Genomic DNA, 19,927 nt, shown 5'->3' on the forward strand with positions numbered 1-19,927 from the left:
GCCGCGGCCAGCAGCGGGCCCAGCCGGTCCAGCAGCGCCGGGCCGACCAGCGGGGTGAGGTCCTCGGCGGCCAGGGCGTCGAGGGAGGCATACAGCTCGTCCACGACACCTCCCACCGGATCGATCACGTGTTCGAAGCCTAGCCGATCGAGGACGCTGCAGCAGCATGAATCCCCAGCTCAGCGGCCTGCCCACAGGACAACAGGAGAGCTTGACCGACCTCAGAGCGCCAGGGTCGAGCTACCGCCGAAGCAGCGCCCACCACAGCGAGCGCACCGACTGCCGCAGCCGCGCCCGCGCCGTCCACGCGGACCGCCCCTCCGGTCGCACGTCCCGCACGACCGGCACGCTGGCCACCGGCCGCCGGGCCACGCCCACGGCCAGCACCACGCTGGGGGCGTCCGCAGCCAGCACGGCGGCACGCACCCGCGGCCCCATGGCGAGGAAGGCGCCGGCGTCCGGCGGCAGGCCGGTCAGCCGCGCGGCCACCCGGCGGTGCAGCCCGCCGGTCACCCGCCGCGCCCACGACTCGTACACCCCGCGCCGGCCGGCGAACACCGCCTCGACGTTCCCGGCGGCCAGCCGGTCGAGCAGCAGCGGCACGGCCTCCGGCGGGTCCTGCAGGTCGGCGTCCATGCACACCCACACGTCGACGTCCGGCTCGTCGGCCAGGCCCTGCCGCAGCGCGGCGTGCTGCCCGCCGTTCACGGTCAGCCCGGTGACGGCGACCCGCGGATGGGCGGCTGTCAGCCGGACGGCCACCTCCGCGCTGCCGGATGGGCAGGCGTCGACCACCAGCCGCAGCCGCCAGTCCCGGCCGGCCAGCGCGGTCCCCAGCCGGTCGACCAGCGCCTCCAGCGTCGCCGCGTTCCGGTACACCGGGACGACGACGGCGACGCGGGTCACGACAGCGCGGCCCAGGTGCGGGCCAGGCCCTCGGCCAGGTCGACGGAGGGCCGCCAGCCCAGCTGGGACGCCGCCTGCGACGGGTCGCTGACCCAGCAGTCGGTGTCCCAGTCGCGGCCCGGGTGCGCGCCGGCCGAGACGGCGATCGGCCGCCCGGTCACCCGCGACGCCACGGACACCAGCTCCTCGGTCGAGGTCTGCACGCCGGTGCCGATGTTGAGCACCTGCCCCGGCAGCAGGTCGTCGGCGAGGGCGGCCCGCACGCACGCGTCCACCACGTCGCCGACCCACACCCAGTCCCGCCGGCTCACCCGTGCCGGCAGCGGGACCACCCCGCCCGTGCGCGCGGCCGCCAGCACGACCGGCACCAGCCGGGTCGGGTGGTCGCCGGGCCCGTACACCTGGAACGCGCGCAGCACCGCCGACCGCACCCCGCGCTCGGCCGCCGCGGCCTGCAGCAGCAGCGAGCCGGCCGCCTTGGTGGCGCCGAAGAACCCGCGCGGGTGCAGTGCGGCGTCCTCGGCCAGCGGCACCGGCGCGGCGGCGTACTCGGTCGAGGACCCCAGCCGGACCACCGCCCGGCACCGGTCGGGCAGCGCGTCGACCAGCCACGGGCTGGTGTTGACCGCGACGGTGTCGGCGCGCTCCGAGGGGGTCGCCTTCCGGCGCGCGGCGGCCAGCGAGAAGACGACGTCGGGGTCGGCCGCCCGCACGGCGGCAGCGGCGGCGACCGCATCCGTCAGGTCGACCGACGCCCGCGTCAGCGGGACGACGTCCCACCCGTCGCCGCGCAGCCGGGCGACCAGGTGCCGGCCGACGAAGCCGCCGGCACCGGTGACCAGGGCCCTCACGCCGACTGGACCGCGGGCACCCCGGTGACGGCGGCGACGAAGGCGGCCCGGCGCTCGGCCACCTCGTCCGCGGTGGCCGTCGCCAGCCCGGTGAGGACGGCGAGCAGCCGCGGCACCTCCACGAAGGGGTCGCGTCCGGCCATGTCGGCGGTGAACGAGCGCCGCAGGAAGGTGAAGTCCGCGCCCAGCCGGACCAGCTCCGCGGCGAGCAGCCAGGCCGGCACCGGGGCGCCGCCCTCGGGCAGGGTCAGCCCGCCGACGCCGAACGCCCCGGGCACCCCCGCGCGGACGGCGTCCACCGTGCCGTCGACCAGCGGCGTGAACAGCCCCTGGGCACCGCGGTCGATGCGCAGGTCGTTGAGGCCGACGTAGACCCGCGACAGCGGCCGCCGGGCCAGCTCGGCCGCGCGGGCCACGCCGTCCTGCGTCTCGACCAGGATGCCCAACCCGCAGCGGCCGGCGACCAGGTCGAGGGTCCGGTCGACCTCCTCCGGCGTGCGCACCATGGGCAGCAGCAGCTCGTCGGCGCCGCGCGCGACGGCGTCGTCCACCTCGGCCGGCGTCCACGGCCCGAAGCCGTTGACGCGGCAGAGCACCCGGCCGTCGGTGGCGGCCCGCACCCGGCTGAGGTCGGCGGGTGTGTCGCTGTTGATCTGGGTGCCCTCGCCGAGCTGGCGGCGGTGTTTCCCGCGCCGCTCCCAGTCCACGACGATCCCGGTCGCGCCCGCGGCGACCACGTCGGCGCCCCAGTCGGGGTCCACCGTGAAGAGGAAGAGGTCCACGCAGGTGAGCTTAGGCACACCTAACCCACGGCCGACACTCAGGCCGGCACCCGCGCGTCGTCCCCCGGGAACGGCAGCGCCGCGCCGAGGACGCCGACCGTCACGTCGTCCCCCGCCGCCGGCAGGTCCCAGCCCTCCAGCCGGGCGCTGAACTCGACCCCGGAGGGCAGCTCGAGGCGCACCCGCGCGTCGTGGCCGAAGAAGTCGACGCCGCGCACGCGGGCGCGCGGCCCGGCCCCGGCCGCCGGTCCGAGCCGCAGCTGCTCCGGGCGCAGGAGCACCCGCACCGGGCCGTCGGGACAGGTCCGGTCGAGGTCGAGCACGCCGAGGGCCGAGTGCGCCCGGCCGGCGCGGACGTCGGCGTCGAGCACCACCGACTCCCCCACGAAGGTGGCGACGTCGAGGTCCTGCGGGCTGCGGTAGAGGGTGCGCGGGTCGGCCAGCTGGACCAGCGTCCCGCCGCGCAGCACGGCCACCTGGTCGGCCATCGACAGCGCCTCGGCCTGGTCGTGCGTGACCAGCACCGCGGTCGCGCCGGCCGCGGTCAGCGCGTCGGCGACAGCCTGCCGGGTCTCCTCGCGCAGTGAGGCGTCCAGCGAGGAGAACGGCTCGTCGAGCAGCACCAGGGACGGCGCGGGTGCCAGCGCGCGGGCCAGCGCCACGCGCTGCTGCTGGCCGCCGGAGAGCTGGTGCGGCGAGCGCTCGGCCAGGGCGGCGTCGAGGCCGACGAGCTCCAGCAGCGCCGCCACCCGGCCGGCGTCGCGGCGCTGGCGGCGCGGCAGGCCGAAGGCGACGTTGCCGGCGACCGACAGGTGCGGGAACAGCCCGCCCTCCTGCGGCACGAAGCCGATGTGCCGGCGCCGCGCGGGCACGCTGCGGCCCGCGCCGGCCACCGTGCGGCCGCCGATCTCGACGGTGCCGCGGTCGGGGTCGTCGAAGCCGGCGACCAGCCGCAGCAGCGTCGTCTTGCCGCAGCCGGAGGGTCCGAGCAGCGCGGTGAAGCTGCCCTCGGGCACGTGCAGGTCCACGCCGGTGAGCACGGGCGTCGCGCCGTAGGACTTCGTCACGCCGGTGACGGTCAGGGAGCTCATGGCAGCGGTCCTCGTGGGGTCAGGGGACGGGGGCTCACGTCGTCAGCCCCCGCCGGGCGTCGCGGGAGAGCAGCACGGTGGCCGGCGCCGACAGCAGCACCATGACCACGGCGTAGGGGGCGGCCGCGCCGTACTCCAACGCGCTGCTGGCCGACCAGAAGGCACTGGCCAGCGTGGTGGTGCCGATGGGCGCGAGCAGGAGCGTGGCGGTCAGCTCGGTGACCACGGCCAGGAACACCAGCGCCGCGCCGGCGCCGAGGCCGGGGGCGAGCAGCGGCAGCGTGACCCGGCGCAGCCGGTCGGCCGCCGAGGAGCCCAGCGAGGCGGCGACGTCGTCGTAGAGCGGCGGCGCCTGCTCGACGGCGGCGCGCACGGTGACGATCGCGCGGGGCAGGAACAGGATCGCGTAGGCGGCCAGCAGCACCGGCACGGTCTGGTAGGCCCACGGCGTGACCTCGAGGGAGACGGTCACCAGCGCGAGGGCGATGACGATGGCCGGCACCGAGCTGCCCAGGTAGGTGCTGCGCTCCAGCAGCGTGGCCACCCGGCCCCGGGCCCGGACGGCGAGCCAGCCGGTGGGCAGCGCCATCGCGGTGGTGACGACGGCGGCGACCGCGGCCAGCCCGAGCGTCGTCCCCGTCGTCTCCAGCAGCGCGGACCGGTCCAGCGCGGTCGACGAGCCGCGCACCATCCACAGCGCCAGGCTGCCCAGCGGCACGGCCAGCGACAGCGCGACCAGCCCGCCCAGGCCCAGCAGCGCCGGGACGGCGAGGGCCCCGAGCCGGACCGGCCGCCCGGCGCGCGCCACCCCCGCCCCGGTGCGGGCGTAGCCACGCACGCCTCGCAGCCGCAGCTCGGCGAGCAGCAGGCCGAGGCAGAGCAGCAGCAGGACGCCGGCCAGCGCGGTCGCGCCGGGCCCGTTGAAGGTCGCGCGGTACTGGTCGTAGATGGCGGTGGTGAAGGTCGGGTAGCGCACCATCTGCAGCGCGCCGAACTCGGCCAGCACGTGCAGGGCGACGAGCAGGCTGCCGCCGAGCAGGGCCACCCGCAGCTGCGGCAGCTGCACCCGCCGGAACACAGCAGGGCCGGAGAGGCCCAGGCCGCGGGCGGTGTCCTCCAGGGCCGGGTCCAGGCCGCGGAAGGTGGCGACCACCGGCAGGTAGACGAACGGGAAGTAGGACAGGGTCACGACCAGCAGCGCGCCGCCGTAGGTGTCCAGCCCCGGCAGCAGCGAGATCCAGGCGTAGCTGTTCACGAACGCCGGCACGGCCAGCGGCGCGACCAGAAGCACGTGCCAGAGCCGCCGTCCCGGCAGCGCCGAGCGCTCCACCAGCCAGGCCGCGCCCACCCCCAGGACGGCGCACAGCAGCACCGTGCCGACGACCAGCCGCGCGGTGTTGCCCAGCAGCTCGGCCACCCGCGGGCGGAACACCAGCTCCCGCACGCCGGCCCAGCCGACCTCGACCACCTCCGCGACGACGAAGGCCAGGGGCACCAGCGCGAGCACCGCGACCGCCGCGGCGAGCAGCAGGGTCAGCGGGGCGCGCGTGCGCGACCGCCCCGGGACGACCGGCCGGGCCGTCGTCCCGGGCTCGGCGGCCGGCGACGCGGGAGCGCTCAGAGCAGCCCCACGTCCTGCATCAGCTCGGTGACCCGCTGCTGATCCAGCGACCCGGGGTCGACCTGCGGCGCCTGCAGCTCCTCGAGCGGCGGCAGTACCTCGGCCGAGGGGACGCCGTTGCCGACGGCGTACTCGAGCGCGCTGCTCTCGGCCAGCCGCCGCTGCGCCTCGGGGCTGGTCAGGTAGGCGACCAGCTGCTGGGCCTGCTCGGGCTGGTCGGAGGAGGCCAGGACGCCGGCGCCGGAGACGCTGAGGAAGGCACCCGGGTCGGAGTTGCGGAAGAAGTGCAGCTCGGCGTCGTCGCTCTTCAGGCCGTTCTCGGCGCGGTCCCGGTAGAAGTAGTAGTGGTACATGACGCCGGCGTCGATCTCGCCCTCGTCGGCGGCCACCATCACCGCGCTGTTGCTGGGGTAGACGTTCGCGTTGCGCTGCAGCCCCTCCAGCCAGGCCCGGGTCGCCTCCTCGCCGCGCAGCGCCAGGACGCCGGCCACGATCGCCTGGAAGTCCGCGCCGCCCGCGGCGATGCCGATCCGGCCCTGCCACGCGGGATCGGCCAGGTCGAGGATCGACGCCGGCAGCTGGTCCTGGGGCAGCTGCGCGGGGTTGTAGACGAGCACGGTCGAGCGGGCGGCGAACCCGGTCCAGTTGCCCGTCGCGGGCCGGTACTGCGCGCCGACCTGGTCCAGCGTCCCCTGGTCCAGCGGCGCCAGCAGGCCCTCGCGGTCGAGGACGTCGATCGACGGGCTGTTCTCGGTGAGGAAGACGTCGGCCGGGCTGGCCTCGCCCTCCTGCACGATCTGGTTGGCCAGCTCGGCGTCGTTGGCGTCGCGGAACTCCAGCGCGATGCCGGTCTCGTCGGTGAAGCCCTCGAGCATCGTGCGGACCAGGCTCTCGTGCTGGGCGCTGTACACCGTCAACGTCTCGGCGGCCCCCGCGTCGCCTCCGCCGCAGCCGGCGAGCGCCCCGGCGACGGTGAGGGCGGAGAGAGCGGTCGCGGTGGTCCGCACGAGCCTGGTCACGTAGGAGCTCCAGAAGATAGGCAAGCCAAACCTCAGCAGAAGGTGTACCACGGGCGGCAGCGGGGCGGCCCTGCCCGGTCGGCTACAACTCATCGCATGACCGCTGCACCGCTGCGCATGCGCACGGCCCGCTTCGCCGAGCTGACCGGCACCGAGGTCTACGGCCTGTGCCGGCTGCGGGTCGACGTCTTCGTGGTCGAGCAGCAGTGCCCGTACCCGGAGCTGGACGGCCGGGACGTCGAGCCGGGCACGGTGCACCTGTGGTTCGCCGACGAGGACGGCGGGATCGCGGCCACCATCCGCGTGCTCGACGACGGGGACACCCGCGCGATCGGCCGGGTGGCGACCGCGGCCGCGCACCGCGGCGAGGGGCTGGCGGCGCGGCTGGTCGAGGCCGGGATCGCGCTGTGCGGGGGCACGCCGATCACCCTCGGCGCGCAGGCGCACCTGGAGGGCTGGTACGCCCGGTTCGGCTTCGTGCGCAGCGGCCCGGGCTACGTCGAGGACGGCATCCCGCACGTGCCCATGCGCCGCGAGCCGACGGCCTGGGACCCGCCTGCCTCACCGTGGCGGCCCCGTCCAGAGGCTCGCCGCGAGCCTGCGAGCGGTGAGGAGGACGGGGTCCTTCTGCTGCTGCGGACGGCGGCCGACCGGCTGGAGGCGCTCGCCGCCCGGACGACGCCCGGCGACTGGCGGGTCGGCGGCCTGCTGGCCACCCGGCCCGAGGTGGTCGCGCACTCCCCCGACGGCGGCACCGAGCACGTGGCCGAGGCGCGGGCGGGGACGGGGGCGTGGATCGCGGCGCTCTCCCCCGCCCTGGCCGCGCCGCTGGCCGGCTGGCTGCGGGCCGCGGCGGCGGGCGGTCCGGTCGACCCCGCGGCCGAGGCGTTCGCCCGGGCGCTGCTGGCCAGGCTGCCCTGAAAGAGGACCCCGTCCTCCTCACCGCTCGCCAGCTCGCGGCGAGCCCCTGGACGGGGCCGCGACGGGGTCTGCAGGCGCAGAGGCCTGCTTCAGGCGTCCCCGCGGCGGCGGCCGGCAGCGCGGGCACCCGCGTCGGACCGGTGGAGGACCTGCCCGCCCGGGGCGGCGCCGAGCCGGTCGAGCACCGCCGGGGCGACCCGCCCGACCTCGGGCAGCACACCGTCGCTCTTGTGCACGTTGCTCGACCACACCGGCTCGGGGTGCGTGTCGACCCCGGCCGCGATGTCCTCGGCGGTGCGCAGCTTGGCGACCTTGTGCACGAGGACGCCGAAACCGATCTTGGCCACGACGTCGGCCGCGGAGTAACCGACCTGCATGGCGGTGAACCAGGCGGGGGTCACGTCGGCGAAGACGGGCACCGCGTAGACCAGCGGGTAGACCCCGAAGCTGCTGAGCAGCACGATCGTCGCGTTCCGGAGGCTCACGGCCGCCTCGGGCCCCATGGTCGGCAGCGACCGGCGCACCGCACCGATGAGCGCGACGTAGAGGTAGCCGAAGAAGGCGGTGCTGATCAGGCCCCACACGACCAGGGCGGTCCGGTCCCGCCCCTGGTCGAGCACCTGGGCACCGAGGTAGCCGGTGACGATCATCAGGAACGCCGCGGCCATGGTGCTGGAGCGCAGCCGGCGGGCGGCGGACCCGGCGACCGAGCAGACGGCCAGCAGCTCGACGGTCAGCAGGGGCACCGTGATCGACCAGTCGATGTAGCGGGTGCCCTCCGTCGTCCGCGCCTCCTCGGTCGGCACGTACACGCCGTCCTCGAGGCGAAATCCGCTGTCCCAGTCCTGGTACAGCAGCGCGTAGGCGACCGTCGCCACCGCGGCGAGGCAGAGGGCCGCGTACGACGAGGGCCGGTACCGGGCGGAGACCTCGTCCCGGCTGGTCAGCGAGTACAGGAAGTAGGCCAGCAGCGCGAAGCCCGCGCCGAGGATCGCGAACTGCACCACGTCGTAGAGGCCCAGCGGCATGGTCTGCAGTTCGGGAACGGGCGGCTCGGTCGGGTCCACGGACCACTCCGGAGGGTCGGGGGCGGGCGGGCCCGTGCCCGGTACCCGGGCGGGCGCGGAGTGCAACCGCGGGTCCGCTCGGTCGGAGAGAGGTGTCCGGCGCCCCCGTGACGCCGGACGCACCGAAGTCCACGAGACCGCGAGGTCCAGTATCCGCGGTCGCGAGCAGCCGCCCGGCCGGCCGCAGGCACCACCGCGGCTCCGGAGGGTGTGCGTCCGACGTGGTCCCCGACCGCGCCGGGACCGCACCCGGCGCACGACGACGGGACAGGCGGACGGCGGGAGCCCGCCACGGCGACGGCGTCCGGCCGGCTGCAGGAACTCCAGCGGGTTGCCGGACGGGTCGTGCGCGTGGACGCGGCGGGACCCGGGGAGTCGGCCTCCCGGGTGACGTCCTGCCCGGCGGCGCGCAGCCGGCGGACGACCTCGTCGAGGTCGGACACCAGCACGCCGGCGTGGAAGGCCCGCGCGGCCGCCTCCTCGCCGCGCGGCATGACCAGCTGGGCGTGGTGCGGTCCCTGGAAGACCCCGTCGCTCACCCGCCGATCCCCACCCGGGCGGGCAACCCGCCGCAGGGTCGAGCGGGGACGGCGTGTGCCTCACATCCAGCGGGGCAGGGCCGGCAGGTCGCCGTCCGCGGTGAGCTCCTCCCCACGGCTGCGCCCGGTGAGCCAGCCGGTGACCGCCGGCAGCGGCCCGGAGACGGCGACCGCGCCGCTGCCCCACTCGCGGTCGCCGGCGAAGACGACGACGTCGGGCGTCTCGCCGCGGCGCGCCCACGAGGCGAGCACCTCCTCGCAGATCGCGGCCTGCACCCCCTCGTCGACGTCGGAGAAGCCCACGCCGGCGTCGAGGTCGACGGCGTGCACGACGACCTCGATGCAGCGCATCCACGGCACCTCGGTGGCCGGCACCTCGCGGCCGTGCAGGGTGCGCACCGGCGCCGACCAGGCCTCCCCCGGCAGCCCGCGGACGGCGTCGGCGAAGCGGGCGGTGGCGGCGACCAGCTCGGTGCGCAGCCGCGGCGCGTCGAGCGCGGCGGTCTCGGCGATGCCCGCGTCGCGGACCTCCGGCGAGGGGTACATCGGCGTCTCGGTCCCGGTGCGCGCCCAGGTCAGCAGGTTGCCCAGCGCGTCGGCGTTGCGGGCGACGTGGGCCACCACGTGCCGGCGGTCCCAGCCGGGCAGCAGCGAGGCGGCGTCGAGCTCTTCGTCGGTCAGCCGGCCCAGCGCGGTGGCGAACAACCGCTCGCCGTCGGCCCACCGGTCCAGGACCTGCTGCGGTGCACTCACGAGCCCTCCTCGCCGACGCTCGCCGGCCACGTTGGCGGCACTGCCGTGCCCGTGCACGAGCTCGCGAGCTCGCTCATGTCCGCTCCTCCCGACGGCGCCGGCCGCGCCGGCGGGACGGCCCCGACGCTAGGGCCCCGGGGGCCGCGACACGAGCCCCGCCGGTGCGTCGGCGGGTCCGTGCGCGGGTAGCGCGGCGGCATGAGCGAGCAGACGAGCCCCGGTGGCTTCGCAGGACGGATCGGCGCGCAGGTCGAGGACGCCGACGACGGCGGCGCGCGGATCGCCTTCGAGGTGCGCGAGGAGCACCTGAACCCGGCGGGGACGCTGCACGGGGGTGTGGTGGCCACGCTGGTCGACACCGCGATGGGCCAGGCGGTGCGCACCACGACCGGGGACGGCGAGGTGCCGGCGACCAGCCAGCTCACCGTCACCTACCTGCGGCCGGGGCAGCCCGGCGCGCTGGTCGTGACCGGCCGGGTCCGCACCCGCGGGAAGCACCTCACCGTCTGCGAGGCCGACGTCGAGCAGGACGGCGAGGCGGTCGCGCACGCCGTCGCCACCTTCGCGCTGCTACACCGGTAGGACCGCTGCGGGACCGCGGGCCGCGCCCGGTCCCTGTCCCGCGGCGGCCGGGGCCGGTACCGTCGGCCCGGCCGCGAACCCTCTCCGGGGAGGCCCTGCGATGCCTGTGTTCATGGTCGAGCGCCGGTTCGCCGACGTGCTGGAGGTCGACGCCGAGAGCGCCGAGGGGATCAACCGGATCAACGGCGACGAGGACGTCCACTGGCTGTACTCGTTCCTGTCCGCCGACAAGCGCAAGACCTACTGCCTGTACGAGGCACCGTCGGCCGAGGCGATCCGCCGGGCGGCCGAGCGGGCGGGGCTGCCCGCCGACGTCGTCGTCGAGGTCACCGCGACGGTGCACCCCGACGGGTCACTGCAACCGGTCTGAGCCGTCGAGCAGCCCGTGCGCGGCGGCGTACATCGCCGCCTGCGTGCGGTTCCCGGCGCCGGTCTTGGCCAGGATGCTGCGCACGTGGTTGGCGACCGTGTTCTCGCTGATCACCAGACGCTCGGAGATCTCCCGGTTGAGCAACCCCTCGCTGACCAGCCGGAGCACCTCCGTCTCCCGTGAGGTCAGCCCGGCCGGCCGGGACGGCGTCCCCGCGACCGCCGGGCGCCGCGCCCCCGGCACCCCGAGCCGCTCCACGGCCTGCAGCACGCGGCGCAGTCCGAGGTCGCCCGCGACCCGACGCGCCTCCTCCGCGAGCTCCGCCACCCGTCGCCCCGACCCGCCGACCAGGCGCAGGTGCCCGGCCAGCGCGGCCAGGCTCTCCGCCCGGTGCAGGGCCGCGCCCATCCCGGTGTCCATCTCCAGCGCTGCCTCCAGCAGCGGTCCGGCGGACGCCCGGCCCAGCGCCGCGCCGACGGTACCGAGCAACCGGTCGGCGCTGCCGAAGACGGCGACGAACTGCCCGGCCACCAGGTTGGTCCCGGCGTACTCGGCCAGCCGGGGCCGCAGCGCGCGCAGCGCCGCCTCGTCGCCCAGGTGCAGGGACGCCTCGGTGAGGAAGGCGAGCACGCAGGGCCACTGGGCCGAGTCCTCGTAGCGCGACAGCCGGCCGTCCATCAGCCAGCCCAGCACCCGCGCGGCCGGCCCGTCGAGCCGCAGCTCGGTGTAGAGGGCGAGCAGCCCCGGTGCCCAGTGCCCCTCGGGGGACTCCTCGCCGCTCACCAGCGGGCGCACCGCCGCCACCGCCCCGGTCTCCCGCCGCACCATGTAGGTCTGCACGCCGTAGGAGCCCTCGGTGTCGTCGGTGCCGAAGGACTCGCCGAGCTCCAGCAGCTCCCCGCACGTCCGCCCGGCACCGGCCAGGTCGCCGGCCGCGAACTGGCGGCCGTAGCGCACGCAGCCGGCCATGTACTCGTAGAACGGTTCCCCCGTGGCCTGCACCATGCGCTGCAGGTCCCGGTGGGCCTCGGCCACCGCGTGCGGCTGGCCCTGCGCGTAGGCGATGACCGCCCGGAAGTACGCCGCCGGGCCGAGATGGCCGAGATCGCCGGTCCGGTGGGCGAGCCGGGACAGCTCGGTGGCCCGCTCGAGCTTGGCCGGGGCGTCGGCGGGGCGCAGCCCGTGCCACAGGCTCGCCTGCAGGGCGGCCGCGAGCAGGGCGTCGTCCCCGAGGGCGCGGGCCAGGGCCACCGACCGGTGTCCCAGCTCCGCGGCCTGCGCCGTGGCCCCCGTGAACGCCAGGGCCCGGCCGAGACCGGCCAGCGCCCGCACGTAGAGGGGGTCGGTGGCGTCGTGCGGGACCTCGCGCAGCGCTGCGGTGAGCAGGTCGACCGCACGGTGACCGGGCAGCCCCGGCCGCCAGGACGCCGCCTCGAAGCCGATGGCCGCCTCCAGCCGGTCCGGCGGTGCACCGGCGCCTGCCACCTCGGCGAACAGGGCCCGGGCGCGGGCGAAGTCCCCGCCGAGGAGGTGCCCGCCGGCGGCCTCCAGCAGCAGCCGGTGCCGCCGCGGCGGATCGGGGGTCAGGGCCGCCGCCTGCTCGGCCCAGTGCGCCGCGTCCTCGTGGGCCAGGCTGCGCTCGGCCGCCTGCGCGGCCTCGGTCAGGTAGCGGACCGCCCGGTCGGCGCAGCCGAGCGCGGCCGCCTGCGCGAAGTGGTGGGCCAGCCGTTGGGTCCGCCGTTCCGACGGCGGGACCGAGGACTCCAGGAGCTCGGCCACCCGCAGGTGCTCGCGGGCCCGGCGGGTGGCCGGCATGAGGTCGAGCACCGCCTGCCGGGTGAGGGCGTGCGGAAAACGGATCGTCGGGCCCACGCACTCCAGGAAGCCGAAGGCGACCGCGGTGTCGAGGGCCGCGAGGGTGGTGTCGGTGCCCCAGGCGGAGACGCTGAGGACGGTGCCGAGGTCGACCTCCTCCCCCACCACGGCGGCCAGCTCGAGGGCCTGCCGCTCCGGCAGGGACAGGGGCACCAGCCGGCTGGCCACCATGTCCCGGACCGACAGCGGAGCCGCGCTGCCGTCCGGGACCGCGCCGCGGCCGGCTGCCTCGCGCACCAGCTCCCGCAGCAGGAAGGGGTTGCCGCCGGTCCGGTCCCGCAGCAGCGCCGCGGCGACGCGGGCCCGGTGGGCGGGCAGCCGGGCCTCGTGCCCCAGGTACTCTGCGATGGCGTCGGTGTCCAACCCGGCGAGGTCCAGCCTCCGGACGCCGTCGAGCCGGTGGAGGCGGGCGATGGCACCGGTCAGCTCCGCCGAGCGCTCGGGTGCCGTCGTCCGGTGTGTGGCGAGGACCAGCAGTGGGCACTCCGCCGCCCGCTCCACCAGGTGACACAGCAGCTGCAGGCCGGCGGTGCCCGACCAGTGCAGGTCCTCCAGCGCCAGGACCACCGGTCCCGACGCGGCCAGTGCCCGGATGGCCGCGACGACGGCGTCGTAGAGCTCGCGCCGGGTGTCCGGCTCCGGGCCGTCGTCCACCCCGCCCCGCCCGGCGAGCCGGCCGAGCACGTCGGACCCCAGGTCGGCGGCCAGCAGCGCCTCGACCGGCTCGACGAGCGGCTGGTACGGCGGGCCGAGCTCTGCGACGCAGGTGCCGAGCAGCACCGTCGCCCCCCGCCGGTGCAGCAGCGTGCTGAACTCGGCGAGCAGCCGGGACTTCCCCGCACCGGGGTCGCCGCCGAGGAACGCGACCTGCCGGGCGCCGCCGGCCGCCGCGATCCACATCTGCTCGAGTGCGCCCAGCTCCGCCCGGCGGCCGACGAACAGGGGTCGCGCCGCGCCTGCCCAGTGCGCGGGCAGCGCGGGCGGCGTCCAGCCGGACACGCCTCGGGACGCTAGACCGGTTCGGTGGGGCTGTCGATGGCCAGAAGTGACCATCCGGCGGGGGCGGGGAGTCGAGCACTTCTGGTCATGTGCCGCCGCTGACGGGTCCCTAGCGTCGGCGCCGTCCGCACCGAGGAGGAGCCATGACCACGCACCTGCGAGGGACACTCGCCGACCGCGTCCGCGGCCAGGTGATCCGGCCCGAGGACCCGGACTACGAGGAGGCGCGGCACGTCTACAACGCCATGATCGACGCCCGCCCGCACCTCATCGTGCGCTGCGCCGGCACCGAGGACGTGGCCGCCGCCGTGCGGTACGCCGCGGACACCGGCCGCGCCGTCGCGGTACGGGGCGGCGGGCACAGCGTCCCCGGCTTCGGCACCGCCGACGACGCCGTGGTCGTCGACCTGTCGCCGATGCAGGCGGTGGACGTCGACCCGGGGGCGCGCACGGCGACCGCCGGCGGCGGGACGACGTGGGGCCGGTTCAACGACGCGACCGCCGCCTCCGGGCTGGCCACGACCGGCGGGATCATCTCCACCACCGGGATCGGCGGGCTCACCCTCGGCGGCGGCATCGGCCACCTCACCCGCGGGTACGGCCTGTCCTGCGACAACCTGCTCGCGGCCGAGGTGGTCACCGCCGACGGCAGCGTGGTGACCGCCGACGAGGACCGGAACGCCGACCTGTTCTGGGCGCTGCGCGGCGGCGGTGGGAACTTCGGGGTCGTCACCCGGTTCACCTACCGGCTCCACCCGGTGGCCACGGTGTTCGGCGGCCCCATGTTCTTCGACCTGGACGACGCCCGGGCGCTCCTCGAGTTCTTCCGGGACTTCATCCCCGAGGCGCCGCGCGAGTACGGCGGCTTCCCGGCGTTCCACCAGGCCCCGCCGCTGCCGTTCATCCCGGCGGACCGGGTGGGCCAGCCGATGGCGGTGGCGGTCTCCTGCTGGACCGGGTCGCAGGCCGAGGGCGAGCGCGTCGTGGACCGGATCCGCCAGGTCGCGCAGCCGGTCGGCGAGCACGTCGGCCCGATGCCCTACGCAGCCCTCAACAGCGCCTTCGACGCGCTCCACCCGCCGGGGCTGCAGCACTACTGGAAGGCCGCCTACGCCACCGGGCTCACCGACGAGGCGATCGCGGCGCACCTGGAGCACGGGCCGCGGGTGCCGGCGGTCAGCTCGGTGGTGCACCTGTACCCGATCAACGGTGCGGCGCACGACGTCGCGCCCGACGCGACCGCCTTCGGCCACCGCGACGCCACCTTCGCCACGGTCATCGCGGGCATGTGGCCCGACCCGGCCGACAACGAGGCCAACACCCGCTGGGTCCGCGACTACCACGCCGCCATCGCTCCGCACTCCCAGCCGGGGGGCTACACCAACTTCGCCTCGGCCGACGACGCGGCCAGGGTCGCCGAGAACTACGGCGCGAACTACGCGCGGCTCCGGGAGGTCAAGCGCGCGTGGGACCCGGGGAACCTGTTCCGGCTCAACCAGAACATCCGGCCGTGACGGCGCGAGGAGGAGCCGTGCAGACCATCGCGCGCACCGACCTCCCCGTCGCGATCGAGGGCGACGGGGGCGAGTTCCGCACCGAGCGCGTCGGGGGCATGAGCATCGCCTGGGTGCGGTTGCCCGCCGGGGCCGACCTCCGGCCGGGCCTCGCCGGGCTCCCCGGCGACCTCTGCCCCTGCCCGCACTGGGGGTACATGATCAGCGGCCGCCTCGCGATGCACGGCGCGGACGGCGTCACCACCCACGAGGCGGGGCAGGCGTTCTACTGGGCGCCCGGCCACGGGCCCGAGGCGCTGACCGACCGCGAGTACGTCGACTTCTCCCCGTCCGAGGAGCTCGAGGCCGTCGTCCGGCACCTCCAGGGCGGCTGACCGGCGCCGGCCCCGGGACGGCCGGCCCACCGCCGGGTCCCGGGCCGGTCATCGAGGCGCGGTGCCGTGCGACGTCCAGGCAGGGCGTGACGGTGGGTGGACACATGAGAGGGGGGGGGGGGCGGGGGTGGGGGGGGGGCGGGGGGGGGGGGCGGCCCGCGGGCCGCCCCCCCCCCCGCCCCCCCCCCCCCCCCCCCCCCCCCCCCCCCCCCCCCCCCCCCCCCCCCCCCCTCCGTCGTGGTCAGCTGCTCATGCGCGAGCGCAGCAGCGCCTTGCCCTGCTCGGCGCCCTTGCGGCTGTCGCTCTGCGCCTTGCGGAACAGGTCGGCGAGCTCGTTGTCACCGTCCCGTTCCGCGTCCTGGATGTAGGTCTCCAACCGCAGCGCGTTGCTCAGGCACTGCTCGGTGAACCAGATGAGGTTGTAGTCCTTGTCCTTGGTGCCGGTGACGTCGCCGGTCTCCGTGGCCTGGCTCATCGCGTCCCTCCTCGACGGTTGCTCGGGCTCTCGCGCGTCGGCGCCCCGTGGCAGCTGCCGCGGACGACGCCGGCAGGGCAAGTCCAGCGGATCGGCTCGCGGAGCGGAACCGGCCCGTGCGCGCCGAGTGCCTGTGGGAACGGCCCACCTGCGGGTCCCCGCTGCGAGCCCGCGAGCCGCAGGGGTCCGCTTTCAGCGGGGGCGGGTGCCGGCGAGCTCGCGGGCGGCCGCGGCGGCGTCGGCGTCGAGCACGCGGGCGCGCTCCTGGCGCTCGATGAGCTGGTGGTAGCGGGTCCAGGCCTCCTCGGGCCGGACGTCGAGCGCCGCGGCGATCTGCTCCCAGGAGGCGCCGCCGCGCAGCGCGGCGCGGAAGCCGGTCAGCTGGCTGTCGCGGGCCTTGTGCGCGACGACCTCGCCGAGCGCGAGCAGCTCCAGCGACTCGGGGACGTCGAGCGACGTGGTGGCGGACCTGAACGAGGTCCAGTCGTCGGCGTCGACGTCCTGCGCGGTGTTCAGCGTGGTCTCCCCGCTGTCCCGCCGGGCCAGGAAGTCCAGGCGGGTGACGGCCGTCGTCAGGGAGAACTCCTGTTCGAGGGCGTCGGGTGTGATGCTCATGCGGCATCCCATCCCCGAGGTGCGCCGCAGGTCAAACGAGCTGCGAGCGAGATCTCACCGATCGGGCGAGCCCGGACCGACCGCGCCCGGGCGCACACGTGACGCCCTGCCCGGAACAGCCGCGAGGGCCCGCTCCCGGGTGGGAACGGGCCCTCGCGAGGGGTGGTGCAGCGTCACTCGGAGACGCCCACGGCCTCCTTGGCCAGCGCGGCCAGCTGCGTCTGCGTGGCGTTGACGACGCTGGTCCGGTTCTTGTGGGTCTCCTCGTAGCGGATGATCACCCGGACGTCGTGGGCGCTCTTGAGCTCCTTGACCGCCTTGATGGCGTCCTGGGTCGACAGCGAGTCGTAGCCCTTGATCGGCAGCTCGTCGGCGCTGACGTCGCCGAGCTCCTCACGGGCGGCCTTGGCGGCGTTCGCGGCGTCCTTGTTGCCCTCGCGGCGGGCGATCCGCTCGGCCCGGCGCAGCGCGGCGCTGCGGCCGACGGTCAGCGTCTCGCGCACGGCGTCGGTGAACGAGGAGGCCTTGTCGGACGCCTCGCTCAGCCGCTCGCCGGCCTGCTCGCGACGCTGGTGCACCGACTCGACGACCTCGTTGACCCGGTTGGCCCAGAAGCGGACCGGGGCGTTGGCCGCGCGGGCGGCGGTGCCGGCGACCCGCTGCAGCGCGGTGGCCTGCAGCGCGGCCGGGCCGCCCATGGCCTCCTCGGCGAGGACGACGGTCAGCCACTCGACGGTGGCCTTGTGCGCCGTGACGAGCCGCTCGGCGAGCTGGCGGACCTTCGGCAGCTCGGCCTGCTCGGCGAGCACCTTGAGGTAGGTGGCGCGGTCGAGCAGCTGGTGCTCCAGGGAGAGGTCCTGCAGCAGGGCCTCCTCGAGCGGCTCGGCCTGCTCGAAGCCGGCCTTGAGGACGGCGGAGAGCCGACCCACGACCGGGGTCACGACGTCCGGCACGCCACCGAGGGCGCGCAGCTGCTCGGTGATGGCCCGGGTCCGCTCGGCGGCGTTGTCGGCGTTCTGGGTCAGCTCACGGCGCACGGCCTCGGTGCGGGCCTGCGAGACGCGGGTGCGGGCGACCTGCTCCTCGGTCTGGGTCAGCAGGACGAGGGCGCGGAGCTGGTTGATGATCTTGGCGTTGTCGGTCATGACTTGGGGAACTCCAGACATCGGGGATGACCTGACGTGTGGAGTCTTGCCCACGATCGCCCGCCTGCTAACTCCTGCAAGCGTAGTGCTTGCTGTGAACCGCATCACGACACGTCGACGGGTCGACAGGTCGACGTGTCGTGCTGCGGTGGACGGATCGGCTCAGCGCGCGGGGACGGCGGGCTTCGACGGGCGGTCCAGGCGGAGCACCGGCTGGGTCAGCTCGTCGGCCAGCGGTGACCGGGGCCGCGCCGGGGCCACCGGGACCACCGCGCCGCAGCCGACGCAGAACCGGCCCGCCTGACGGGCCGCACCACACTCCGCACACGCCGACATCGGCGTCCTCCTCGTCCTCGGGAAGTCCGGCGACTTCGCTCGGCCGGACCCTGCCAGGACGGCGGCCCGCTCCGGGGCGGGGTGGGACGGGTGGGACGAGCTGTCGTCCAACCGTTGCGCGACGATCACGCGAGCAGGTCGAGCAGCCGGTCGAGCAGCGGCACCTGGCCCGCCACCAGCTTCTCGCGGGCCTCGTCGACGGTCAGCCAGGCGGCGCGGTCGATCTCGGGGAACTGCTGCACGCGGCCCGAACGCGGCGGCCACTCGAGGGAGAAGGTGTTGCTGACCGCGGCCGCCGCGTCCAGGTCGCCCTCCGCGGCCCAGGCGGTGAGCCGCTTGCCGCCGGACTGGCGGACCTCTCCGAGCGGCACCAGGTCGGTGGCCGGCACCGGCGAACCCAGCTCCTCGGCGAACTCCCGCAGGGCGACGTCGCGCGGCTCCTCGTCCGGGCCGTGCTCGCCCTTGGGGATCGACCAGGCGCCGGCGTCCTTGCGCGCCCAGAACGGCCCGCCCATGTGCCCGACGAGCACCTCCACGCCGCGCTCGGGGTGTCGCCGGTAGAGCAACAGCCCCGCACTGGTCCTCGGCATCCCGCCCCCTCCCCTCCGAGACCTCAGCCCCTGCTCACAGGAGCGAACAGGCGGGAGGTCGCGGAGAGATGACTACAGGCCGCCGGCCCCGGTCAACTCGGCGCAGAAGACCGTGCCGGGCTCGGTCTCCAGCCCGCCGATCCACGACGCGACCTCGGTCGACCTCGGGGTCGCCCCAGCCCAGCCAGCCGCCCAGAGTGCCCAGCCCCACGACGCCGGCCACGGTGATCGGCACGCCGGGCCGCGGCCACCTCCTCGCCCTCCCGGGCGCCGAGCCGGGCACCGCGGAGGCACCGCCCTGCGGCGGGAGCCAGGCGCCGCGCTGCTGCGGCGGAGCCCAGGGACCCGGCTGCTGCGGCGGCGCCCAGGGCCCCGGAGGAGCCGGGACGGGCTCGGCCGGGTGGGGCCGGGGGCCGACGGGGCCGGCGCCCGGGCCGGTGGAGGTCATGGTCGCTCCCGTGGGTGCGGCGGTCAGTGGTCCCGCGAATACTGGCCACGCTCCGCCGTCCAGCGGCACCCACACCTGCGGCGTGCACCGATCCGGGCACGGACCGTCCCGGCCGCGCCTCCCACCCAGCCGTCCCACCCCTCCCCGGGAGCTCTCCCCCTGCCCACGGTGCGGGGCAGGGGGAGAGCTCCCGGGGAGGAACGTGCTCAGGCTCCCGGCCGCGGGCGGGCGGGCGGGCGGGCGGAGGGAGTCAGCGCCCCGTCCAGCGCGGTGCGCGCTTCTCGCGCTGCGCGGCGATGCCCTCCTTGCGGTCCTCGGACAGGTACGGGTTCGGGCCGACGTCCAACCGCAGCGCCTGCCACAGCGGCAGCTCCAGGCCCTTGACCGCGGTCGCCTTCATCCGGCGCACCGACACCGGAGCGTTGGCGGCGATCGCGTCGGCCAGCCCGAGCGCGGTGGGCAGCACGTCGTCCGCCGGCACGAGGCGGTTGACCAGTCCCCACCGCTCGGCGACCTCGCTGGTCACGTACTCGCCGGTGTAGAGCAGCTCCAGGGCGATGCCCATGGGGATCCGCTTGGGCAGGACGACGGAGCCGAAGTTGGCGCCCATGCCGATCTTCGCCTCGGGCAGCCCCATGCGGACGCCGGGCGCGACGACCCGCAGGTCGCAGGCCAGCGCCAGCTCGAACCCGCCGGCCACGGCGGCACCGGCGATCGCCGCCACCACCGGCACCGGGACCTCGGTCACCACCTCGAACAGCGCGCGGGTGGGCCGGTCCATGGGCGGGCGGAAGCGCTCGCCGCGGCGGTCCAGCTCGCGGATCTCGTCGAGGTCGAACCCGGCGCAGAACGCCGGCCCGTTGGCGGCGAGGACGACCGCGCGGACGTCGCCGTCCTCCCCGCAGCGCAGCAGCTCCTCGACCAGGTCGGCCTGCAGCGCGCTGGACAGCGCGTTGCGGCGCTCCGGCCGGTCCAGGGTGAGCACGCGGACGTGCCCGCGCTCCTCCACGACGAGTCCGGACTCCCGGCGCTGCAGATCGGCCATGCCGGCAGC

At 76.1% G+C, this 19,927-nt stretch carries 20 protein-coding genes; 5 read left to right on the forward strand and 15 right to left on the reverse strand.

The genetic code is table 11. From position 1 onward, the window contains the following. Window positions 1–240 precede the first annotated feature (240 nt). The 6 genes from ACI79G_RS20720 to ACI79G_RS20745 form a co-directional block, all read right to left on the reverse strand. Window positions 241–906: a glycosyltransferase gene (locus ACI79G_RS20720; RefSeq protein ID WP_456882948.1), complete on the reverse strand. Its 666-nt coding sequence runs from the start codon at window positions 904–906 to the stop codon at window positions 241–243. Then, window positions 903–1,757 (reverse strand): NAD-dependent epimerase/dehydratase family protein, encoded by an 855-nt coding sequence (locus ACI79G_RS20725; protein WP_456882949.1) that lies wholly within the window; start codon window positions 1,755–1,757, stop codon window positions 903–905. Before ACI79G_RS20725 ends, ACI79G_RS20720 begins: the two co-directional genes overlap by 4 nt. Continuing rightward, on the reverse strand, window positions 1,754–2,539 hold the full coding sequence (locus ACI79G_RS20730; protein ID WP_456882950.1) for an aldolase/citrate lyase family protein: 786 nt from the start codon (window positions 2,537–2,539) through the stop codon (window positions 1,754–1,756). Before ACI79G_RS20730 ends, ACI79G_RS20725 begins: the two co-directional genes overlap by 4 nt. Before the next feature lie 38 nt (window positions 2,540–2,577). After that, window positions 2,578–3,630 (reverse strand): ABC transporter ATP-binding protein, encoded by a 1,053-nt coding sequence (locus ACI79G_RS20735; RefSeq protein WP_456882951.1) that lies wholly within the window; start codon window positions 3,628–3,630, stop codon window positions 2,578–2,580. Window positions 3,631–3,664: 34 nt separating this feature from the next. Continuing rightward, a complete protein-coding gene (locus ACI79G_RS20740; protein WP_456882952.1) occupies window positions 3,665–5,137 on the reverse strand; it encodes an ABC transporter permease in 1,473 nt (490 codons plus the stop codon). Window positions 5,138–5,247: 110 nt separating this feature from the next. Then, on the reverse strand, window positions 5,248–6,270 hold the full coding sequence (locus tag ACI79G_RS20745; protein WP_456882953.1) for an iron ABC transporter substrate-binding protein: 1,023 nt from the start codon (window positions 6,268–6,270) through the stop codon (window positions 5,248–5,250). 96 nt (window positions 6,271–6,366) lie between these two features. On the opposite strand from ACI79G_RS20745, the gene ACI79G_RS20750 reads away from it, so the two are divergent. Continuing rightward, window positions 6,367–7,191 carry a GNAT family N-acetyltransferase gene (locus ACI79G_RS20750; protein ID WP_456882954.1) on the forward strand — a complete coding sequence of 275 codons (825 nt, stop codon included), beginning with the start codon at window positions 6,367–6,369 and terminating at the stop codon, window positions 7,189–7,191. Window positions 7,192–7,280: 89 nt separating this feature from the next. Here ACI79G_RS20750 and ACI79G_RS20755 read toward each other — a convergent pair whose 3' ends face one another. Beyond that, window positions 7,281–8,258 (reverse strand): bacteriorhodopsin, encoded by a 978-nt coding sequence (locus tag ACI79G_RS20755; RefSeq protein WP_456882955.1) that lies wholly within the window; start codon window positions 8,256–8,258, stop codon window positions 7,281–7,283. Window positions 8,259–8,857: 599 nt separating this feature from the next. Next, entirely contained in the window at window positions 8,858–9,550 is a 693-nt protein-coding gene (locus tag ACI79G_RS20760) for a maleylpyruvate isomerase family mycothiol-dependent enzyme (protein ID WP_456882956.1), read from the reverse strand. Between the two features lie 198 nt (window positions 9,551–9,748). Here ACI79G_RS20760 and ACI79G_RS20765 point away from each other — a divergent pair, with 198 nt between their 5' ends. Both ACI79G_RS20765 and ACI79G_RS20770 read left to right on the forward strand, forming a co-directional pair. Beyond that, window positions 9,749–10,132 carry a PaaI family thioesterase gene (locus ACI79G_RS20765; protein ID WP_456882957.1) on the forward strand — a complete coding sequence of 128 codons (384 nt, stop codon included), beginning with the start codon at window positions 9,749–9,751 and terminating at the stop codon, window positions 10,130–10,132. Between the two features lie 100 nt (window positions 10,133–10,232). Next, entirely contained in the window at window positions 10,233–10,502 is a 270-nt protein-coding gene (locus ACI79G_RS20770) for a DUF4242 domain-containing protein (RefSeq protein ID WP_456882958.1), read from the forward strand. Here ACI79G_RS20770 and ACI79G_RS20775 read toward each other — a convergent pair. After that, complete coding sequence (locus ACI79G_RS20775; RefSeq protein ID WP_456882959.1) at window positions 10,485–13,376, reverse strand: helix-turn-helix transcriptional regulator; 2,892 nt, start codon at window positions 13,374–13,376, stop codon at window positions 10,485–10,487. The genes ACI79G_RS20770 and ACI79G_RS20775 overlap by 18 nt on opposite strands. Before the next feature lie 143 nt (window positions 13,377–13,519). Between ACI79G_RS20775 and ACI79G_RS20780 the strand changes: the two genes are divergently transcribed. Next, window positions 13,520–14,890, forward strand: coding sequence for an FAD-binding oxidoreductase (locus ACI79G_RS20780; RefSeq protein WP_456882960.1), 1,371 nt, complete (start codon window positions 13,520–13,522; stop codon window positions 14,888–14,890). A 17-nt stretch (window positions 14,891–14,907) separates the two neighbouring features. Continuing rightward, window positions 14,908–15,264 (forward strand): hypothetical protein, encoded by a 357-nt coding sequence (locus tag ACI79G_RS20785; protein ID WP_456882961.1) that lies wholly within the window; start codon window positions 14,908–14,910, stop codon window positions 15,262–15,264. 241 nt (window positions 15,265–15,505) lie between these two features. Here the strand turns inward: ACI79G_RS20785 and ACI79G_RS20790 are convergent, their stop codons facing one another. From ACI79G_RS20790 to ACI79G_RS20815, 6 genes are all read right to left on the reverse strand, one after another. Beyond that, complete coding sequence (locus tag ACI79G_RS20790) at window positions 15,506–15,739, reverse strand: hypothetical protein (RefSeq protein ID WP_091216657.1); 234 nt, start codon at window positions 15,737–15,739, stop codon at window positions 15,506–15,508. Between the two features lie 192 nt (window positions 15,740–15,931). Further along, the gene (locus ACI79G_RS20795) at window positions 15,932–16,354 is read right to left on the reverse strand and encodes a hypothetical protein (protein WP_091216654.1); all 423 of its coding nucleotides are present in this window, start codon (window positions 16,352–16,354) and stop codon (window positions 15,932–15,934) included. Window positions 16,355–16,527: 173 nt separating this feature from the next. Then, entirely contained in the window at window positions 16,528–17,499 is a 972-nt protein-coding gene (locus tag ACI79G_RS20800; protein WP_456882962.1) for a ferritin-like domain-containing protein, read from the reverse strand. Between the two features lie 162 nt (window positions 17,500–17,661). Further along, on the reverse strand, window positions 17,662–17,835 hold the full coding sequence (locus tag ACI79G_RS20805; protein ID WP_456882963.1) for a hypothetical protein: 174 nt from the start codon (window positions 17,833–17,835) through the stop codon (window positions 17,662–17,664). A 125-nt stretch (window positions 17,836–17,960) separates the two neighbouring features. Then, entirely contained in the window at window positions 17,961–18,425 is a 465-nt protein-coding gene (locus ACI79G_RS20810) for an NUDIX domain-containing protein (RefSeq protein ID WP_456882964.1), read from the reverse strand. Window positions 18,426–19,123: 698 nt separating this feature from the next. Then, window positions 19,124–19,918 carry an enoyl-CoA hydratase/isomerase family protein gene (locus tag ACI79G_RS20815; RefSeq protein WP_456882965.1) on the reverse strand — a complete coding sequence of 265 codons (795 nt, stop codon included), beginning with the start codon at window positions 19,916–19,918 and terminating at the stop codon, window positions 19,124–19,126. Between the last annotated feature and the right edge of the window lie 9 nt (window positions 19,919–19,927).

The organism is Geodermatophilus sp. SYSU D00779 (assembly GCF_054050595.1).

Coding starts and splice junctions, on each gene's coding strand:
- ACI79G_RS20735 (WP_456882951.1), bottom strand. CDS start 3,630: ATGAGCTCCCTGACCGTCACCGGCGTGACGAAGTCCTACGGCGCGACG.
- ACI79G_RS20750 (WP_456882954.1), top strand. CDS start 6,367: ATGACCGCTGCACCGCTGCGCATGCGCACGGCCCGCTTCGCCGAGCTG.
- ACI79G_RS20765 (WP_456882957.1), top strand. CDS start 9,749: ATGAGCGAGCAGACGAGCCCCGGTGGCTTCGCAGGACGGATCGGCGCG.
- ACI79G_RS20770 (WP_456882958.1), top strand. CDS start 10,233: ATGCCTGTGTTCATGGTCGAGCGCCGGTTCGCCGACGTGCTGGAGGTC.
- ACI79G_RS20780 (WP_456882960.1), top strand. CDS start 13,520: ATGACCACGCACCTGCGAGGGACACTCGCCGACCGCGTCCGCGGCCAG.
- ACI79G_RS20790 (WP_091216657.1), bottom strand. CDS start 15,739: ATGAGCCAGGCCACGGAGACCGGCGACGTCACCGGCACCAAGGACAAG.
- ACI79G_RS20795 (WP_091216654.1), bottom strand. CDS start 16,354: ATGAGCATCACACCCGACGCCCTCGAACAGGAGTTCTCCCTGACGACG.
- ACI79G_RS20800 (WP_456882962.1), bottom strand. CDS start 17,499: ATGACCGACAACGCCAAGATCATCAACCAGCTCCGCGCCCTCGTCCTG.
- ACI79G_RS20805 (WP_456882963.1), bottom strand. CDS start 17,835: ATGTCGGCGTGTGCGGAGTGTGGTGCGGCCCGTCAGGCGGGCCGGTTC.
- ACI79G_RS20810 (WP_456882964.1), bottom strand. CDS start 18,425: ATGCCGAGGACCAGTGCGGGGCTGTTGCTCTACCGGCGACACCCCGAG.
- ACI79G_RS20815 (WP_456882965.1), bottom strand. CDS start 19,918: ATGGCCGATCTGCAGCGCCGGGAGTCCGGACTCGTCGTGGAGGAGCGC.